Origin of the sequence: Streptomyces sp. NPDC008139, assembly GCF_042957025.1 — a bacterium.
Classification (GTDB): Bacteria; Actinomycetota; Actinomycetes; order Streptomycetales; family Streptomycetaceae; genus Actinacidiphila.
The window spans coordinates 116,385-135,347 of sequence record NZ_JBIBHM010000005.1; the positions used below are offsets into that span (position 1 = coordinate 116,385).

An 18,963-nucleotide genomic window follows, 5' to 3' on the forward strand; every position below is an offset into this window, starting at 1 on the left:
GCACCACCCGCTGCTCCGCTTTTTGTTCACGCGCTCGACTGCCCTTCGCCTAAGTCCTTATGGGGGCTGGGGGCGTTCTATCCGACGTTGTCCTGGGGGTTGTCATCGTGAGTCCCGAGTCCGCCTCCCGGTGGATACCTGTCCGTCGCGACGCAGGTCGTGTGCGTGCTGTTCGGCGGCGTCGGGCCGCTGCTTGGCGGCGCACCGCTGTGATCGGTGTGGCGGTGGCGGTGGCGTTGACGGTTCCGCTGGTTTCGGCGACATCCGCCCAGGCGCGGGGGTCGCAGGCCCTGGGACGGCCCGATGTGCCGAAGCCGCAAGTGAGCAAGGTGTACGTGCCCGGGCCGGGTGCGAAGGAGGCTCGCGCGGGGGTCGCTCACCAAAAGGCGGTCAACGCGGCGCAGGCCAAGCGGGCACGCGCGGAACAACACACCTCCTGGCCTACAGCCGCCAGCAGCAGCATTACCTTGGCACCGAAGGCGGCCGCTGCTGCGCCGGGCGGGTTGCCGGTCACCCTGTCCGCGCCGGGCGTACACGCCGCCTCAGGCTCCGCCAAGATCACTGTCGTCAGCCGGGCGGCGACCAAGGCCGCGCACGTGCAGGGTGTGCTGCTGAGCGTGACTCCTCAGCACGGTGGCAGCGCGAAGATCAGTGTCGACTATGCCAAGTTCGCGTCCGCTTACGGAGGTGGCTGGGCCGGCAGGCTCACCCTGGTGCGATTGCCGGCGTGTGCGCTGACGACGCCGGAGAAGGCCGCGTGCCGCACGCAGACGCCCGTCGTGACGTCCAACGAAGTCTCCGCCCAGCAGTTGAGCGCCACCGTGGACCTCGCTCCGGCCGCGTCCGGCGCGGACAGCGCTGAGGTCACGCTTCTGGCGGCAACGGCCGGGTCGGGTGAATCGGCCTCGGGGCAGGGCACGTACAAGGCGACCGAGCTGAACTCGTCGGCCACGTGGGCCGCCGGAGCGTCGTCCGGTTCGTTCACATGGTCCTATCCGATGGCGGCGCCGGCACCGGCGGCCGGGACGTCTCCGCCGCTGACGCTGTCGTACGACTCGGGCAGCATCGACGGGCAGACGGCCAATACCAACAACCAGGGCTCGCAGGTCGGTGAGGGTTTTTCGCTGTCCGCCCAGTCGTACGTCGAGCGGCGGTACGACTCCTGCGACGACGACGGCCAGGACGGCAAGGACGACCTGTGCTGGAAGTACGACAATGCGTCCCTGGTGCTGAACGGCAGTTCCACCGAGCTGGTCAAGGACGACACCAGCGGCATCTGGCGGCTGAAGGACGACGACGCTTCCAAGGTCGAGCGCCTGAACGACACCGGTCTCGGCAACGGTGACTCGACCGGCGAGTACTGGCGGATCACCACCGGGGACGGCACCCAGTACTACTTCGGTCAGAACAAGCTGCCCGGCTGGTCCGATCACGGGGCGGACGCGGACGATCCGGTCACCAACTCGGTGTGGACCGCGCCCGTCTTCGGCGACGACGTCGGCGAGCCCGGTTACAGCAACGGCAGCACGTTCGCGGACCGCTCCACAGTGCGGGCCTGGCGCTGGAACCTGGACTACGTCGTGGACACCCACGGCAACGCCATGTCGTACTGGTACACCAAGGAGACCAACTACTACCCGAAGAACGGCGCCTCCACCGCGAACGCCGCCTACACCCGCGGCGGTTACCTCACCAAGGTCCTCTACGGTCAGCGGTCGGACAACCTCTTCGCTACCGCCCCCGGCAAGGTCGCCTTCACCTACAAGGAGCGGTGCACCGCAGCCGACTGCTCGTCGCTGACCGACTCCACCGCGGAGAACTGGCCCGACGTCCCCTTCGACGCGCTGTGCAGCTCGGGTCAGTCCACCTCTGACTGCCACGCAAGCGGTCCGTCGTTCTTCACCCGTAAGCGCCTCACCCAGATCGATACCTCTGTCAATCCAGGCACCGGGGATATCCCTGTGGATACCTGGACGCTGACCCAGGAATACCTGGACGGCGGAGACATCGGCGATTCCTCGGACCAGTCGCTCACGTTGTCGTCGATCACTCGCGTCGGACACACCGGCGCCAGCGGAGGCAGCGGCGGAGACGCTCCGCTGGACCCGGTGTCCTTCACCTATCAGTGGCGCGCCAACCGCGTGGCGGGCGGTACGCAACCTGGCGGCGGCAACATCCTGCCGCTCACGAAGCCGCGCATCTCCACAGTGACTTCAGAGACCGGTGCGATCACCACGGTGACGCTGTCGCCGGAGGACGATTGCGTGCGCGGTACCAGGATGCCTGTTGTCGAGGACAACAACACCGATTCGTCGGTCGCCTGCTATCCGGTGTACTGGCATATCAACGGTGCTGAGGACGCGACTCTGGACTGGTTCCACAAATACCGCGTCATCGCGGTGACCACTGCAGACCCGGCGGCGAACAATCCGATCGTGGAGTACGGCTACGACTACTCCGCCCCGGCCTGGCATCACGACGACTCGCCTTTCACGCCGACGGACGAGCGCACGTGGTCGCAGTGGCGCGGCTATGGGACCGTGACCGCCTACACCGGTGACACGGCGAATCCCCGTTCCAAGACCGTTACCCGCTTCATGCAGGGTATGAACGGTGACACGAAGAAGGACGGCACCACCCGCTCCGTCACCACCGCTGGCATCGACGTCACCGGCCTGAATGTCGCGGACACCACCGACAGCGATCAGTACGCCGGTTTCACTCGCGAGCAGATCACCTACGACGGTGCGACGCCGATCTCGGTGACGGTCAACGACCCGTGGTCGAAGAAGACCGCGACTCAGCACAAGTCGTATGCGGACGTCGAGTCGTACTTCGTGCGGACCTCGAAGACCGCGACCTCGACCTACCTCACGGTTCCGAAGACCTGGCGCACCACCGCCACGTCGACCACGTACGACTCCTACGGCATGCCGAGCAAGGTCGACAACGCAGGTGACACCGCCGTGAGCGGCGACGAGACCTGCAACCGCATGTGGTATGCCCGCAACGACGACCTTGGTATCAACGGCCTTGTCTCGCGTGCCCGGACTGTCGGCCAGTCCTGCTCGGTCGCCGAGGTGAGCCTCAGCCTGCCTGCCTCCAGTGCCACTGCCGGAGACGTGCTGTCCGACACCGCCACCGTCTACGACAACGCCACTGCCACGGCTTGGACCGCCAGCCAGACGCCCACCAAGGGCGAAGCGGACTGGACCGGCCGCGCTTCCGCCTACCCCGCGACCGCCGATTCCGGCGGTGAGCGGGCTCCCAGCATCTGGCAGAAGATCGCAAGCACCACGTACGACGCGCTCGGCCGCCCGCAGACCGTGACGGACGTCGCCGGCCACGTGACGCGCACCGACTACACCCCGACCGGCAACGGTCCGCTGACGAAGACCATTGTCACCAACCCCAAGTCCCAGAAGTCAGCCACTTTCCTGGACGGTGTGCGCGGGTTGCCGCTGCGTACGTACGACGTCAACAGCAAGAAGACCGAGCTGACCTACGACGGGCTGGGCCGCACGACGGGGGTGTGGCTGCCCAACCGGTCAAAGGACGCCGGCCTGAGCGCCAACACCACCTTCGCCTATCACCTCAAGCGTGGTGACGCCCCGTACGTCGCCACCGGGTCGCTGCGCCGTGACGGCGGCTACAACACCACCTACACCATCTACGACGCGCTGCTAAGGCCGTTGCAGACGCAGTCCCCGACTCCCATCGGCGGACGCATCCTCACCGACACCCGCTACGACGCTCGCGGTCTCGCGTACGAGACGTACGGCGACATCTACGACAACCTCACCACGCCCAATGGCACGTACGCCCGCGCCGAATACGGCCGCGCTCCCAGCCAGCACGAACTGACCTTCGACGGTGCCGGCCGCCAGGCCACTGACACGTTCACGGTCTTCGGCGTCGACAAGTGGACCACCACCACCAGCTACACCGGCGACAGCACCGCCACGACCACGCCCAGCGGGGGTTCGGCCTCCCGTACCATCACCGACGCACTCGGCCGCACGGTGGAGACGCGCGCCTACGCCTCGACCGCGCCGACCGATGCCGCCTACGGCGGCCAGAGCCCGGCGCCGTCCTACCACACCACCAAGTTCACCTACACCCGTGACGGCAAGCAGGCCACCGTCACCGGCCCGGACAGTACCATCTGGTCGTACGTCTACGACCTGTTCGGCCGGCAGATCTCCACCACGGACCCGGACAAGGGCACGACCACCACCGCCTACACCACCCTCGACCAGGTCGACTGGACCAAGGACGCGGGCGGAGCCAAGCTGCTCTACGACTACGACGAGCTCGGTCGCCCCACCGGCCTGTGGCAGACGGACAAGACCGACCCCAACAAGCTCGCCGCGTGGGGCTTCGACACCCTCGCCAAGGGACAGCTTGACTACTCCACCAGGTACGACGGCGGCGTCGGCGGCAAGGCCTACACCACCAAGGCACTCGCGTACGACGACCTGTACCACGCGACCACGTCGGAGCTTGACCTTCCGGCAACAGATCCCCTGGTCGCGGCCGGAGCTGCGCAGGCCAGCTACACATTCCAGAGCATCTACAACATCGACGGCACCCTGCAGAGCGGCTATCAGCCCGCCGCAGGTGGCCTGCCCGCGGAGTGGGTCGGCTACGACTACACGCCCACTGGCCAGGTCACCACCGTCTCCGGTGCCTCCGGCTACGTCCTCGACACCAGCTACTCCCCCCTCGGCCAGCCCCAGCAGCTCACTCTGGGCACCTCCGACACCGGTGTAAAGAAGGCCTTCCTCACCAACAACTGGGAGGCAGGCACCGGACGGCTCACCCGGGCTTCCGTCACAGACCAGACCCACGCCTGGATGCCCCAGGACCTGCACTACAGCTACGACAACGCAGGCGACGTCACCACCGTCGACGATCCCGCGACGATGGGCGGGACCGGCAAGGCGGACACCCAGTGCTACGCCTACGACGGCTACCAGCGCATGACCGAAGCCTGGACGCCCACCAACGCCGACTGCACCACCAGCCAGCGCACCACCACGAACCTCGGCGGCGCCGCCCCCTACTGGAGCAGCTACATTTACGACCCCGCCGGCCAGCGCATCACCGAGACACAGCACACCACCAGCGGCGACACCACCACCCGCTCCTGTTACACCAACAGCGCTCACCCGCATGCGCTCAGCGCCACCAGCACGACCGCGACAAGCTGCACCGGCGTGCCGGCCACCTACGGCTACGACGCCAACGGCAACACCACCGCCCGGCCCCACAACACCGCAAGCCAGACCCTGACGTGGAACAGCGAGGGCAAGCTCGCCTCGCTCACCGAAGGGTCGAAGAAGGCCACCTACCTGTACGACCCGGACGGCAATCTCCTCATCCGTCGCGCGGTCGGCGACGGTGAGACGGTCCTCTACATCGGGGACACCGAACTCCACTACCAGGTCACCGGCGCCACCAAGAAGACCTGGGCCACCCGCACCTACACCTCCGGCACCGCAGACGTCGCCATCCGCACCAACGAAAGCGGAACCGCGAAGCTAAGCTTCCTCTTCGGTGACGCCCACGGAACCTCAAGCCTCGCGCTGGACTCGTCCACCCAGGCCATCACCAAGCGCTACAGCACACCTTTCGGCGCCCCCCGCGGTACCGCCCCCACCACCTGGCCCGACGACAAGGGCTTCCTCGGCAAAACCACCGACGACTCCACCGGCCTCACCCACATCGGCGCCCGCGAATACGACCCTGCCACCGGCCGCTTCCTCAGCGTCGACCCCCTCCTCGACACCACCGACGACCAGTCCCTCAACGGCTACACCTACGCCGACAACAGCCCTGCCACCGACTCCGACCCCACCGGCCAAATGCGGGAAGGAGGCCGTGACGGCGGTAACGGGTCCATTGTTCCGTCTACTCCGCGGGAAACTCCGATAAGAGATACCCCGGGGGTGGATCGGACTGGGGCGAACCCTGCGATGGAGGACCCGGCGGACTTGTTCGGGCTGCAGCGCGTAGCAGATACCATTGATGTAGTCGATAGATACGTGCAAGGCCGAATAGATGCCACCAGGACTCAAAATAACACTAGCCCACGCGGAGATTTCACGTACATTGTGGCAGAAGTGGATGTTGACGTCCACGGGATTAAGGTTCCGCGGATAGTCGTCACGAGCAATCAGAAACTCCCCAGTTCTGTGATCGATGAATTGGCCGACATGGATGTCGTTGCTTATCATTCAGGTTTCAGACGGAAGTCAGATAGCAAGATCGATCATGCTGAGTCCGCCGCCGCCAGCCTGAGGGATCAGGAAGATGTTCAGGAGCGAGACCTGGGAGGCAAGATAACTCGCGTTCAAACCGCGGTCGTGAGCAGTAAGGTTTGCACTGAGACGTGTGCAGAGAATTTGGGTAGGTTTATGAATTTGCCGTCGGCGGCTGCAAAATCCCTGAAAGGCACGTGGGGATCTGTCAGGGGTCGGGTCATTGATCCAGCCGAGGTGAAATCTTTGAGGGGTGGTGTCCCTGCCTATAAGGTGAGTCCTCTCAGGGCGGTAGGCAATGCGATCGAGTTGGGCAGCTTTGAGATGAGGCCGCCGACCGGCGGTTCCTTCATTCCAGTGGAGGAGATTCCGGAATAGTCCCAGAGGAATATCCGTGGATACGGAGTGATGGTCGGTGTGGTAATCTCACTCTTGGCATCCGTTAGTGTTGCGCAACGTGTGGGCATTCGGGAGAAGTATGCGTAATCCGCTGGACGTTGTCTTGGAGGTATCGTTCGCGGAGCATTCCCCGGATGGTGTCGTTCCGGTGCTGGCGTGGGGCGGAGGCGAGCGGTCTACGGACACGCCTCTGCTGCTCTCGAACGGCACCGGCTATGACGCATGGCGTTGGGATCCGCGTACCGGCGAAGAGTGTTGGAAGTTCGCGGGCGAGGATCTGGTGTCGACCATGTCCGTGGCCACCCCGGCCGGGCATGATGCCGTGGTCGTGGTGGCCACGGACATCGGGGTGGTGCGTGTCGATGCCGAGACTGGGAGGCCCGTCCCGGTGGGGGCGATGGGCGAGTTCGACGACACGGCGTGGGATGTCACCACGGGTGCGTTGCCCGGCGGGCGGGCGTTCGTTGCTGTCGCCGCGCAGTGCGAGCCGTTCATCCACTACTGGGACGCGACCACCGGCGTAGCTCTGGAGCCTCCGCTGACGGGTCCTGACTATCCGCTGAAGGCCATCACGTCACTGACACTCAAGGACGGCACGGTCCTCATTGCGGCGGAGGACGAGGCTGGAGTCGTGTACCGGTGGGTCGCGGCGACGGGCGAGCCATTCGGATCGCCTATTGACGGCTACGGCGAATACAACATGAGGATGACGGCGCTCACGCGTCCCGACGGCCGGGCCGTCCTGGCATCGCTCGACATGAACGGCAATCTGTCCCGGTACGATGCAGTGAGTGGTGAGCCGCTTGGGCCTCCGTTGCCGATGGGTTCGGACGTGGGGGCCATCGCCGGAGCCTGCTTGAGCGATTCCGCGCTCCTGTTCGTGTCGATCGGGGCCGGGCCCACGCTCATTCTCGACGCCGTCACCGGCGAAACAGCCCACCCGCCGGTTCCGGGAAGCAACCCGGCGGCCCTTGCCTGCCCGGACGGCTCCGTCCTCTTGGCCACGGTCCAGGCGGCCGACGACCGCGCCACGCTCCACCGCCTGACCCGGCCAGCAGGTTAGCCTGTCATTGATGATGTCTGAGCCGTGCGGGGACTGGGCTCGGGCGGCTTCGACACCCCGAACAGCGGGGGGTTGGTGCTGGAATGTGCGATGTCTAAACCTGCTGTTCAACCCTGCGCTAGCCCCTATTGAGGTCAGCAGATTGTGGACACCAGACAAGGCCAGCCGGGGTCATTAGCGGGGTCTCCTTCGGAGGCGTCGGGCCTCTTCGTGATCATTCTGCCGGCGCAACATTGCGGCTCCGTCGGTGGACAGCCGGTGGACAGACGCCTTTGGACGGTGCATCACAGGGCGGCACGGGGCAACCTGCTGCACGTGCTCTGACCAGGTAGAACGGCACCAGAAACTACTACCAGGCACCGGGTAACATGATCGCTCACGGACTCGTAATGCGTAGGTCTCGGGTTCGAATCCCGAAGGCGGCTCCGAAAAACCCCAGGACTCACTCGCCGTGACCTGGGGTTTTTCCTTTTCTCCGGCTTCTAGTCGGTCCGCCAGTTCGGCCAGCGACGCTCGCAGAGGTCAAGGGGAGCGCGAGGGGAGCGCATTGGGACAGGCGGAGGACAGCGGGCCGTTCCTGGGGAGCGCGCGGTGTGCGTGGAAGAAACTCGGCGGGGAGCTGCTGGTGCGGTGGAGCGGTGACGGCCCCAGACGCGCGCAAGCGGCTGGCAGGCCGAGTCCGGAAGGGGGTCTGTACGGTCTTCGGTGCAACTCCCGATCATGGAAGTAGCACCTGATGAGCGACGTGACTGTCTCGGTTGAGGCGGTTGAAGAGGTCCGTCCGGCCGAGTTGGCGGTGGACATGCTGGACGTGCAGTTGATCGGGCAGTTGGTCGACCGGGCACGTGCAAGCGGGCTGGCGTTGACCGGCGAGGGCGGATTGCTGCAGCAGCTGACCAGGCGGGTGCTGGAGTCCGCACTCGAAGGCGGGATCACCGACCGCCTCGGCTACGAAGAGCACGACCCGGCAGCGCCGGCAGCGGCAACGGCCGCAACGGTGTCCGCTCCAAAGCCGTGCTGACGGACGTCGGCCCGGTCGAGGTAGCCGTCCCCCGAGACCGGGAGGGCAGCTTCGAGCCACAGGTCGTCAAGGAGCGGCAGCCACGCTTGACCGGCGTCGACGAAATGGTCCTGTCACTGTCCGCGCGGGGCCTGACCCACGGGGACATCTCCGCCCACCTGGCCGAGGTCTATGGCGCCAGTGTGTCCAAGCAGACCATCTCGACGATCACCGACAAGGTCATGGACGGCATGGCCGAGTGGCAGAACCGGCCCCTCGACCCGGTCTATCCGGTGGTCTTCATCGACGCAGTCCACGTGAAGGTCCGCGACGGGCAGGTCGCCGACCGTCCGATCTGCGTCGCCCTGGCCGTCACGGTCGACGGCACCCGCGACATCCTCGGACTGTGGGCCGGCGACGGCGGCGAGGGAGCCAAGTACCGGCTCCAGGTCCTGACCGAGACCCGCAACCGAGGACGTGTGCATGGTCGTCTGCGACGGCCTCAAGGGGCTGCCCGACGCCATCGAGACGGTCTGGCCCCGGGCCGTGACGCAGACCTGCACCGTCCACCTGCTGCGGGCCTCTTTCCGCTACGCGGACCGCCAGGACTGGGAAAAGATCTCCCGCTCACTCAAGCCCGTATGCACGGCCCCGACCGCGAAGGCCGCCGAGGACCGCTTCCTGGACTTCCAGGAGGAATGGGGCAGCAAGTATCCGGCGATCGTGCGGCTCTGGGAGAAGGCCTGGGCAGAGTTCGCGCCCTTCCTCCGGTTCGACCCGGAGATCCGCCGGACCGTCTGCACGACCAACGCCATCGAGAGCGTCAACGCGCGGATCCGTAAGGCAGTCCGGGCCCGAGGGCACTTCCCCAACGAGGCCGCGGCACTCACATGCGTCTATATGGCCGTCATGAGCCTGGACCCCACCGGCCAGGGACGCAAACGCCGGACCATGCGAGGGAAGCCCGCACTCCAGGCCTTCGACATCGCCTTCGACGGCCGACCCACCGCCGGCCGCCGCCCGCCGCTAACCACACCACGAGTTACACCGCCGGCTGGACAGACCCTAGGGTCGAGCTGAATCAGCCCCGGATGCCCGCAGACGTGTCCGCCGTCGGATCCGAGCGACGAGTCGGCCCTGTGTTCACGAGGCGAGCAATCGGTGGCCTGACATGCAGAAGACAGGATGGTTGCCACCATCAGGGCGGTGAAGGGCTCGGAAGGCTTTTCGGCTTGGTCGAGACGGCAGTCCACTTGCTGACCCTCCGCGTTGGCTGCCGGATCGTGGCGCACATACGAGTTGGTGGCCGGGAGGCGCTGATCGGCGATGCAACTTCGGACGGCACTCGGACCTGTCCCTCTTTCGGGCGGGCGTGCCCTTGGTAGCAGGAGTGCTGCACCAGGCTGAGGCTCTGCCTGCCGCCGATGTTTCACAAGCTCGCCAGCCGGTTCGCCCCCGACATGAAGGCCAGGCAACTCGGCCTCCCTCGAAGGCCACGCGGACACGCCGCCCACAACTTGGCCAGTGCACGGGTGCGGGGACGTAGTGATGCGCCTACCGTAGCCATGGTTGGCCGACGGATCCTCTCTAGGAGCTTTCATGGAAGCAGAGTTAGCGAGGCTCGCGACATCGGGGGCCACTACGGTGGTTGCTCTCATGGCAAGCGACGCATGGAATGCGATGAGGTCCCGGATCGTCGCGCTGGTGCGCCGAGGCAGCGCAACGCAGGAAGAGGCGGATCGAGCTGAGGCTGAAATGGACTCGGAACGCCTTGAGGCGACAGCGGTCCGGGACAGTGGCGACCCGACGGTAGTCGCCGACCTTGAGGCGGTCTGGCGAGTCAGGCTGCGTCAGCTGCTTCGTGAGGACCCCTCCGCGTCAGTCGCGCTCCGGGAACTCATCGCAGAGGGGACTGCCGCGCCGGGCGCAGTCCATAACAGCATTAGCGGCGGAGAGTTCCGGCAGGCGGTCATTCAGGCCGGGAACATTCAGGGGGGTATCCATCTTGGTTGACCGCGTCGGGCCCCTTCTGTCTGCTTCTATCTAGGCGCTGCCAAGCAGTCGATCTCCGGTAAGGGCCGGTGCCTGTGTTTCCTCGCCCGAGTACCTGCCAGCTCACCGCCGTCCGGTGCGACCGTGGCAAGGGGTGCTACTCCGGACCGAGTAGGGCTTCAAGGCGGCTGCGTTTGGCTTCGGCTTCGGGTCCCGAGAAGTTCGCGAGGAGTTGGACTGCCTCGCGGCGGTGCTCCTGCGCTTCGAGGAGGTTTCCCTCCTGGACCAGAGTGTCTGCGAGGTGGGCGAGGGAGGTTGCGAGTGACCACCGGTCGCCCCGGCTGCGATGGGCGGTGGCGGCCTGGAGGTGAAAGCCGGCGGCGTCCTCGGTACGCCCGAGCAAGAGGTATGTCTCGCCGGTTACATCCCACGTGGTGGCTTGGAGATCGGGGCGTCCGACTCGTTGGAAGAGGGCTGCTGCCTGTTGAAGGTGGCTCAAGGCTTCGCCGGCCTCCGGCCGTGCCACGGCGTTGCGGCCGAGTTCGAGCAGGGCGAGCGCTTCGAAGAGGGTCGCTTCGGATTCGCCGGCGATGGCCAATGCCTGCTCGGCTGCGGCGTCGGCCGCGTCGAAACGGTGCGAGCGCCTGTACACGGCGGCGAGAAGGGTGAGCGCCTCGGCTTGCTCAAGGGACTCTCCCGCTCCGGACAAAATGTCGGCTGCTTGGCGCAGCACTGTTTCTGCCCGGTCGACGTCACCTCGCTGGAGGAGGGCCCAGCCGAGATTGCGCGTGAAGGCACCGGTGTAGAGCTCGTTGCCGAGTTCGCGCACCAGGTGCAGGGCCTCCTCGAAGCGAACCGCGGCCCGGTCGGGGTGGTGAGCGAACATGTGCGTAACGCCGAGGCCGTTTGCGGCCCGCGCCTGGCCAAACGCGTCTCCAAGACGGTGGAACACCGTCAGAGCCCCGCTGAAGTGTTCTTCTGCCTGTAGGAGCCGGAACAGATGGCGGTAGGCGATACCCAGATTGTCGAGCGTGATCGCTTCTCCGTATCGGTCATCTGCTCGCCGTGCTGCTTCAAGCGCCATCTGCTGAGCGGGGAGCCACGCATCGGCGGGTTCACGATCGGCGATGATCATGGTGAGGAGGGCGGGAATCTGCCAGGCGATACGGTCCATTCGGCTGGTGCACGCCGCCTGGACTGCGGCAACGAGGTTGCTTCGTTCGGTCTCGTACCAGGCGATGGCCGCTCCGCTGTCTTCGAAGGTGGCTGCGGTCACGTTGTCGGGCAGGGGCTGCAGAGTGACGGGCAACGTGTAGGCACTTGATCCGACATGGGCGGCCGCCGCCGCGGCGTGCAGGTACCAGCCGAGAAGGCGTTCCAGGGCGGCGTGCCGCTCCACTTCGGGTTCCTCGGTCTGGGCCTGGTCGAGAGCGTACGCGCGCAGAAGGTCGTGAAATTGGTAGCGGTGGTGTCCGCTCTCGTCCAGAAGATGCGCGCCCGCCAAGGTGTCGAGTTGTCGCCGTGCCGTGACGGGAGGAACCGCCGCGAGGGCGGCAGCCGCGTTGAGGCTGAAGTCCGGTCCTGGATGGAGACCCAGGAGCCGGAACATGCGGGCTGCCTGGGGAGTGAGCGAACGGTAGGACCACGCGAATACGGTGCGAACCGCGTCTGTTTGTTCTGGGCCCTGCTCGTTTTCGGACGACAGCGCGTCCCAGAGGCCGGACTCGTCGCGCAGATCCGTGATGAGGTCGCGCAGGGGCATCCGCGGCCGGGCGGCGGCGCGCTCGGCCACGATGCGTAACGCCAGTGGCAGCCGGGCGCACAGCCGGGCCAACTCGGCGAGTTCTTCGTCACCGTCGCTGGTGCGGTACGCGGCGAGGACGGTGCGGAGCAGCTGAACCGAGGCGGTCTGTGAGAGAGTCTCCAGGCTCACGCGATGTGCCCCTTCCCGTGCCACCAGTCCCGACATGCGAGTGCGACTGGTAATGACCACCAGGCAGTTCGGAGCCCCGGGTAGCAGCGGACGGATCTGTCCTGCCGTGGCGGCGTTGTCCAAGACAATGAGGATACGACGTTCGGCCATGGACGAACGAAAGAGCTCCGCCCGCGGTTCCTCACCGTTGGGAATGCGTTCCAGCGGGATGTCCAGGGCGCGCAAGAATCGTACGAGTACGTCCGTTGCGGCGACGGGCGGTCCTGGATCGTAACCGTGAAGGTTGACGTACAACTGACCATCAGGAAAGCGGTCCCTGACCTGGTGTGCCCAGCGGACCGCCAGGGATGTTTTGCCCACGCCGGCTGTACCGACGATCAATGCGAGCCGTAGCGGGGCCGCTTCCCCGCCGGCGGGATCCGCTACCGCGGCGTCGAGACTCTCCAGTTCCTGCACGCGGTTGACGAATCCCCGCGCCTCTCCTGGAAGCTGCCCCGGGCGGGGCCCGGCGTTGAGGGGGGAGGAGTGGAAGTGGACGCCCCCGCCAATGTCCCTGGCCTGCACTACGTTGCCTGCGGAACCGGACATGTCGGAATGTGTGCCGTGATAACCCGGTGGCACCGGCTCGTTGCTGGAACTGTTCGGTTCCCCCGTCAAGTGACCTCCTCCCCGTTGGCGCGAACCTGAGGCGGACACCCCGACGTTCTTTGAACGGGGTTTGCCGGGTCAGCTCACTGGCTAGCATCGCTCTTGGCGATAGCAACACACACCCTCCGTCTCTGCAATACCGGATCAGGCCGCAGCGGCCGGTGGGCGAGTGCGGTGATCGATGCGCCAAATGCGCCATCGCAGCGCCGTCAGGCGTTCTGCACCACGTTCTTGCCCGGAGTGACGTCGAGACGCGAGGTTCGATCATGAAGATAGAGTTCGTCGGCGGTTCCACAGGTCAGGGGGGGTCGCCGCGGTTGTACCGGGACGCGGAGAGCGGCGACTTCATCGTGCAGGGCTACGTTATCGACGAACCGTCCGACCTGGATCAGATGAAAGTTCCTGTCGGTGAGACGGTCGTGCGCGTCCCGGCGTCCCTGTTCGACTACTTACCGAAGGACGGTGCACGTGGAGTCTCTTGACGCAGATGGCTGGGCGGGGTTGTTCAACGCCTGCCGTCAGTCGGCCTGCCACCTGGAGATGCGCGACAGCTACGCGGTACAGGAAGAGCAGTCCGACATCGAGAAGTGGCGGGCCGGTGAATGGGGCCCGGTGCAGGATGCCGAGAGCAAAGCCGGCTGGCTCGACCTCATGAGGGCCACCGCAGCACGGGGCGTGAAACTGCGCAGAGTACGCATCGTCTCCGAGCCCGTTACCGAATACATCCGTTTCGAGCATGACGGGACGCCGCAGAACATTGCCGCAGGCGAAGATGTGCGCTGGCTGCCGCGCACTCGGGCCTCCACATTGTCTCTGCCGGGCAACGACTGCTGGATCTTCGATGGCCAGACAGTGCTGTTCAACCACTTCACCGGGGATGGGAACTGGGTCGGCAACGAGTTGGACGCAGATCCCGAGGTGGCGACACGCTGCGCTGCCGCGTTCGAAGAGGCCTGGAAGCTGGGCATTCCCCACAGCGAGTACAAGCTGAACTGAGTGGGATCGGGGCGTAGCCGCCCGCATTCGCGAATCCAGACCACTCCAAGCTGAGGACGGGAGCTTGCCACAAGCCCTGAGGATCGGCGTGATCTCCTCCGGTCCCGCCGAATTTGCCACGATCCACGCAGCCTGCACAGACGCTGGACATCTCCCGGTTGCCTACTTCTACGGCCGGTCCCTCCGATCTGGCGGTCCGAATCTCAGCGATGCTCCAGAGACAACCGCAGAGATCCTCGACGCTGTCCCACCAGGGATGGACCTGCTGCTCCCAGGGAGCATGGAGGGACTCGCCGGTGCCCTGGCGAGCTATCGCCTCGACCTGGTGATCGTGTTCGGCTTCGCCTGGAAGATCCCGCAGGCCGTCCTGGCGATCCCACGGCTCGGCATCATGAACATCCATGTCTCCATGCTGCCGAAATACCGTGGGCCCGCGCCACTGCTCTGGGCGATCCGCAACGGCGACACGACCGGCGGTGTAACCGTGCACTGGATGGACGACGACTTCGACACAGGAAACGTCCTCGCGCAGCGGGACGGCATCCCCCTCGCCGAGGACATCACCTGGAAGAACTACTGCGACGAAGCGATGCCCGTCATCTACAACCTGCTGATGGACTCCCTTGAGCTGGCTGCCGGTGGCTACGCCGGTGAGCCACAGGATGCTGATGCGGCTACCTACGCGGGATTCATGGAAGATGACTTCTCCGTTATTGACTGGTCCGACAGTGCGCGCGATATCCACAATCAGGTCAGAACGTATCGCTACATGCGATCCACCACCTACCCGCTTGCGCGGATCGAGACTGGTGAATGGCTGCACATCATCCGCACGAGTCTCGAAACTGCCAACGGGCCCGAGATCGTTTGTGGCGACGGACTCTCTCTTTGGCTGCTTGAATCCGAACCTGGGCAGCCGCCGGCGAGCTATAGCCACAGAGCCCCATGATCTTCTCTGAGAATCAGGAGGAGAGTGGTTACAGTGTGCTCTGAGCGGGCCGCTCTGCTCCTGATGCAGCGCAGCTAGGGCATTCTTCAGCGAAGTGCGAAATCACAGGCGCGCCTGCAGCGTGGGCAACTCGGTCGGCACTACGGAGTCGAGCCCACGGCGGGCACGCGGCGCGGACGCTGACCGCGCCGACCAGACAGACTGAGGTCGGTACGGCACGGCGCGGATCCGCAACCGGTCAGGCCATGCGATCGGTGTGCCGCAGGACGACGGAGATTAGGGCAGCGGCCCGTGTGAAGAAGTAGTCAGTTGCGTCGTTCGTAGGGATGGGATGTTTGTCGATCTCGTGGTGCCGAAAGAGCGTCGCGGCTCAACTGCCGGGCCTGCTGCGTGATGCCGCACAAGCCGTCGCTACTACGACAGCGGGGACGAGCACCGGCAGGCCCTGCTGGCCCGCGCCGAGGCGCTGCGTCTGGCCGGCACCTACCTCACCCAGGTGCGGCAGTACGACATCGCGTATGCCGCTGTGCGTGGCGCCATTATGGACGCCCGTCTGGCCGGAGACATGCTTGCGGCGGGCTCCGGCGTCGGCTGCATGTGCTGGCTGCTGGTGCGCCAGGGCCGGTTGGACGAGGCGGAACAGGTCGCCGCCCAGAGCATGGACGCGGTGGAGCCGAAGATCACCGGGGCCGAGCCGGACCACTACGCGGTGTGGGGCGGCCTGGCGATGGAGGCCGCCGCAGCAGCCGCGAGGAACAACCGTCCCGACGAGGCGAAGGAGTACCGTCAGGCCGCCCGGGTCGCGGCAACCGCGGTCGGGACGGCACATCGCAACGTCTCCCGGCACTGGTCCGTCTTCGGACCGGTCACCGTCGCGGTCAAGGCACTCGAAGACTCCCTGGTCATCGGCGACGCCCGCGCGGTGGTGCGCAAGGCAGGCGAGCAGGAGGAGTTGTCGCCCAAGGCGTGGAGCGCCTGGGCAGGCCCAGCACCAACGACGGGAACCGCTTCACCCTCGATGTGGCGCGCGCCCACACCCGGACCGGCGACCTGTCCGCCGCCATGGACGAGTTGACCCGTGCCAGGGAAGCCGCCCCGCAGTGGCTGCGGCACCAGAACGGGGCCGCCGAGACCATGCAGGAGATCCTGGGCAAGCGCAAGCGCACCCTCACGACGGAGATGCGCGACATGGCGGACTACCTGGGCGTTGCCGGGTAGCTGCCACGCAGCGTGGCAGCTCGTGCGGCGAGTGTTGCGAACTGCCATATATTTTACCTGGGGTGACGGTCAGTCAGTACCTACGGTCAGTCAGTACCTACGGTCAGTCAGTACCTACGGTCAGTGTGTCCACGATCAGTGACCCAGGCCGGGGGTGCCCAGTGGGTCAGCCCAGGAGCGATGCCGACCGCATGCGTCGCAGAGAGCTGTACGACGCCGCGTCCGGCGGGGGAGGTCCCCGCTTACTGCCGTGGACCAGCCCGGAGGGGAAGCCCTGCTACCTGAGCACCGACGGCCGGGGCTACCTCTCCACCCTCGCCGACAGCATCGAGACGGCACAGCTCAGCATGGGCCAGGAACTGTTGGACTACGCCCGCGCGGCCACGGCGCCCGGCGCGAAAACCCTGTCGGCGACCGAATACCGCTGGCTGGCCCGCCGGTTGACAGAAGCCCTGACGGACGCGCTCAGGGTTGCGGACTCGCGCGGACAGCGCATCCCGGATCAGGAAGAGGCGACCGAGGATGCCTGACTCTCCGACTGCCAGCGCACCGGTACGCGATGCCTCTCGGGGGAGCTACCGCTTCCGCGAGTACCACGTGACCACCGTCTCCGACCCTCTGGCGCTGCCAGCGTTCGAGGCGGTCTGCGTCACCGGCGAAGAGCGCAACTGCGGTGCCACGTCAGGCACGCTGCACACCCCGGACGAGCTGACCCGCTGGATCGCCGGACACTGTGCCCAGAGCGGCCACGAACTGTATGAGCAGACCGTCCGAGCCCTCGTCCGTGCCGAGCCCGGCGCATGGCAGTAGGGTCCACTTGCGCCGACACCAGGCCAGTGGCAACGCGACCGCGCGGCCCGAGCCCTTGACGGCAGTAGTGACGGCAACAACCACGGATTCCCCCGCACAAGCACGGACACCAGCGGAACCCGAAACCGTCGCTGATCTGCGAAAACGCAGATAGAGCGGGCCCGCTTAGCACACGTACTATGTGCTCGCCGGTGACACGCCGATCTTGGTTCATAACACAGCCTGTTCCATCGATTCGGTGCCGGGGCCCAATGGTGAGTCGTTCCCCTTGCCAAAGGGAGCGGCAGGTGTACCAGTCGAAACTGGGAAGGGAATCACTTACGATATCCCGGCCGGCACGGAGGGGCTTGACCCGCGAGTGATGCAGGTCCGGATAATGGAACCGGTCACAACTGGCAGGTTTCAGTACCCGAATGGGTATGTGGTCTATATGAACAAGGCAGGACAATCAGTGAATCCCCTGACCGGGCAGACAGTGGCTAAGTCCAGTCCCTACAATCACCTCCCCTTGCCATGATCGCGGTCGAAGACCTCCTCTGGGCGCCCGGCAGGGTGTCAGGCGTTCCTGGTCCCGAGATGGATCCGCTTGTTGAGAGGGATGCGCTCCAGGAGGCGCAGGTACTTGACCTGCGCGTGCATGCGCTGACGTCCACGGTGGGTCTCCTGTTTGAGCTGCGGACCGCATTGCAGTTCGAATACGGAAATGCGGCTGTCCTGATTCTCCGTGGAGTACAGGAGGCTAATTGGCGCGCACTTCAAAGAAGTGGAGAGAAGACGGCCTGGAGTGTGGTCGGGAGTGAAATGCGTTCCGGATCCGGCCTTCTTGAGCTGAGTATCATGCTCTCTCCGCGTGCCTCGATCGACATCCGTGGAACGAGCGCGGAGTTCTATGTGCTTGATGTCCCGGACATCGGTGAAGTCCCGCCTGACTACTGCTCCGATGGGGAGGGCCGTATCAGGAGTGGGTTGTCCGGGGGGGGCTTGGCGTTCACAGTTCTCCAGTCTTCCTGTCGGGAGGGGTGAGAAGGGTAGAAAGATCTGGCGCCCCATCCGATTCGAGTGCGGACGGGCGCGGGAGTGCCTCGCGGCAGTAGGTGGCGGCGAGGTCGGCGGACGAAGGCGCCTCTTCGGCTCGAACTGTCGTTCAACGGGCTGAAACGCGGTGCGTCATCGGTCGGGTCGGCGGCGGGGCGGGCGGTGAACGGGCCGCGGGTGTGGGCTGATGGGGTGAATCGTCGCCTGGGGGGGCGGCCGTTTCGGCGGCCGGTGAACCCGCCCGAGGCGCCCGCCGCGACCCCGCCGCGACCCCGCCGCGACTCCGGCGCGCTCTGGTGCGGAAGATGAGCCGCGTTGCTCGATATGGCCGTGTTTCGAGCTATTGTGCTCACGAATGGGACTGGCTAGCCTGCGCTGCGCAGTGATCGGGCCGTCTCAGTGGGGCCCCGCCCGGCCCTGGGATCGGATACTGAAAGCCATGTCCGTTCGACAGCCGCACCATCCAATGCAGCGACTCGACGCTGCTCACCAGGAGGAGCACCATGGCTGAACAAGGGATGCCTCGAAGGCGTTTGCTCGCCGTCGGCGGAGCGGTCGGCGTGTCAGGTGCGCTTTTGACGAGTGGTCAGTCGGCTGCCCGTAGCGAGTCGCGCGCGACCGCGCAGCCAGGGAACAGTGCGACCGGAGCCCCGGCGC

The 18,963-nt window shown here is 65.9% G+C and carries 12 protein-coding genes and 1 pseudogene; 12 read left to right on the forward strand and 1 reads right to left on the reverse strand.

Going from position 1 to position 18,963, the window contains the following annotated elements; all coding sequences use genetic code 11:
- The first annotated feature begins 209 nt into the window (after positions 1-209).
- The 4 genes and pseudogenes from ACFZBB_RS11825 to ACFZBB_RS11840 all read left to right on the forward strand — a co-directional run bounded on the left by ACFZBB_RS11825 (position 210) and on the right by ACFZBB_RS11840 (position 10,738).
- On the forward strand, positions 210-6,641 hold the full coding sequence (locus ACFZBB_RS11825; RefSeq protein ID WP_391120333.1) for an RHS repeat-associated core domain-containing protein: 6,432 nt from the start codon (positions 210-212) through the stop codon (positions 6,639-6,641).
- A gap of 100 nt (positions 6,642-6,741) precedes the next feature.
- The gene (locus tag ACFZBB_RS11830; protein WP_391120335.1) at positions 6,742-7,725 is read left to right on the forward strand and encodes a hypothetical protein; all 984 of its coding nucleotides are present in this window, start codon (positions 6,742-6,744) and stop codon (positions 7,723-7,725) included.
- A 745-nt stretch (positions 7,726-8,470) separates the two neighbouring features.
- Positions 8,471-9,805, forward strand: a pseudogene (locus ACFZBB_RS11835) (IS256 family transposase).
- 519 nt (positions 9,806-10,324) lie between these two features.
- Complete coding sequence (locus ACFZBB_RS11840; RefSeq protein WP_391120337.1) at positions 10,325-10,738, forward strand: hypothetical protein; 414 nt, start codon at positions 10,325-10,327, stop codon at positions 10,736-10,738.
- A 136-nt stretch (positions 10,739-10,874) separates the two neighbouring features.
- Here the strand turns inward: ACFZBB_RS11840 and ACFZBB_RS11845 are convergent, their stop codons facing one another.
- Positions 10,875-13,106, reverse strand: coding sequence for a tetratricopeptide repeat protein (locus ACFZBB_RS11845; protein WP_391120339.1), 2,232 nt, complete (start codon positions 13,104-13,106; stop codon positions 10,875-10,877).
- Between the two features lie 458 nt (positions 13,107-13,564).
- Here ACFZBB_RS11845 and ACFZBB_RS11850 point away from each other — a divergent pair, with 458 nt between their 5' ends.
- From ACFZBB_RS11850 to ACFZBB_RS11885, 8 genes are all read left to right on the forward strand, one after another.
- Positions 13,565-13,780, forward strand: a complete 216-nt coding sequence (locus ACFZBB_RS11850) for a hypothetical protein (RefSeq protein WP_391120341.1) — start codon at positions 13,565-13,567, stop codon at positions 13,778-13,780.
- Entirely contained in the window at positions 13,767-14,294 is a 528-nt protein-coding gene (locus tag ACFZBB_RS11855) for a DUF6879 family protein (RefSeq protein WP_391120343.1), read from the forward strand. Before ACFZBB_RS11850 ends, ACFZBB_RS11855 begins: the two co-directional genes overlap by 14 nt.
- An 88-nt stretch (positions 14,295-14,382) precedes the next feature.
- Positions 14,383-15,243 (forward strand): formyltransferase family protein, encoded by an 861-nt coding sequence (locus ACFZBB_RS11860; protein ID WP_391121062.1) that lies wholly within the window; start codon positions 14,383-14,385, stop codon positions 15,241-15,243.
- 541 nt (positions 15,244-15,784) lie between these two features.
- Positions 15,785-16,318 carry a hypothetical protein gene (locus ACFZBB_RS11865; RefSeq protein ID WP_391120345.1) on the forward strand — a complete coding sequence of 178 codons (534 nt, stop codon included), beginning with the start codon at positions 15,785-15,787 and terminating at the stop codon, positions 16,316-16,318.
- Positions 16,306-16,461, forward strand: a complete 156-nt coding sequence (locus tag ACFZBB_RS11870; RefSeq protein ID WP_391120347.1) for a hypothetical protein — start codon at positions 16,306-16,308, stop codon at positions 16,459-16,461. The genes ACFZBB_RS11865 and ACFZBB_RS11870 overlap by 13 nt, the downstream gene beginning before the upstream one ends.
- 191 nt (positions 16,462-16,652) lie before the next feature.
- Positions 16,653-16,991: a hypothetical protein gene (locus ACFZBB_RS11875; RefSeq protein WP_391120349.1), complete on the forward strand. Its 339-nt coding sequence runs from the start codon at positions 16,653-16,655 to the stop codon at positions 16,989-16,991.
- On the forward strand, positions 16,984-17,271 hold the full coding sequence (locus ACFZBB_RS11880; protein ID WP_391120351.1) for a hypothetical protein: 288 nt from the start codon (positions 16,984-16,986) through the stop codon (positions 17,269-17,271). Before ACFZBB_RS11875 ends, ACFZBB_RS11880 begins: the two co-directional genes overlap by 8 nt.
- 513 nt (positions 17,272-17,784) lie before the next feature.
- Positions 17,785-18,294: a hypothetical protein gene (locus tag ACFZBB_RS11885; RefSeq protein WP_391120353.1), complete on the forward strand. Its 510-nt coding sequence runs from the start codon at positions 17,785-17,787 to the stop codon at positions 18,292-18,294.
- The last annotated feature ends 669 nt before the right edge of the window (positions 18,295-18,963 follow it).

What these genes read in the sequence shown, in the direction of transcription:
- ACFZBB_RS11830 (WP_391120335.1), top strand. Translation starts at nt 6,742, where the DNA reads ATGCGTAATCCGCTGGACGTTGTCTTGGAGGTATCGTTCGCGGAGCAT.
- ACFZBB_RS11840 (WP_391120337.1), top strand. Translation starts at nt 10,325, where the DNA reads ATGGAAGCAGAGTTAGCGAGGCTCGCGACATCGGGGGCCACTACGGTG.
- ACFZBB_RS11850 (WP_391120341.1), top strand. Translation starts at nt 13,565, where the DNA reads ATGAAGATAGAGTTCGTCGGCGGTTCCACAGGTCAGGGGGGGTCGCCG.
- ACFZBB_RS11865 (WP_391120345.1), top strand. Translation starts at nt 15,785, where the DNA reads ATGGACGCCCGTCTGGCCGGAGACATGCTTGCGGCGGGCTCCGGCGTC.
- ACFZBB_RS11870 (WP_391120347.1), top strand. Translation starts at nt 16,306, where the DNA reads ATGGACGAGTTGACCCGTGCCAGGGAAGCCGCCCCGCAGTGGCTGCGG.
- ACFZBB_RS11875 (WP_391120349.1), top strand. Translation starts at nt 16,653, where the DNA reads ATGCGTCGCAGAGAGCTGTACGACGCCGCGTCCGGCGGGGGAGGTCCC.
- ACFZBB_RS11880 (WP_391120351.1), top strand. Translation starts at nt 16,984, where the DNA reads ATGCCTGACTCTCCGACTGCCAGCGCACCGGTACGCGATGCCTCTCGG.
- ACFZBB_RS11885 (WP_391120353.1), top strand. Translation starts at nt 17,785, where the DNA reads ATGATCGCGGTCGAAGACCTCCTCTGGGCGCCCGGCAGGGTGTCAGGC.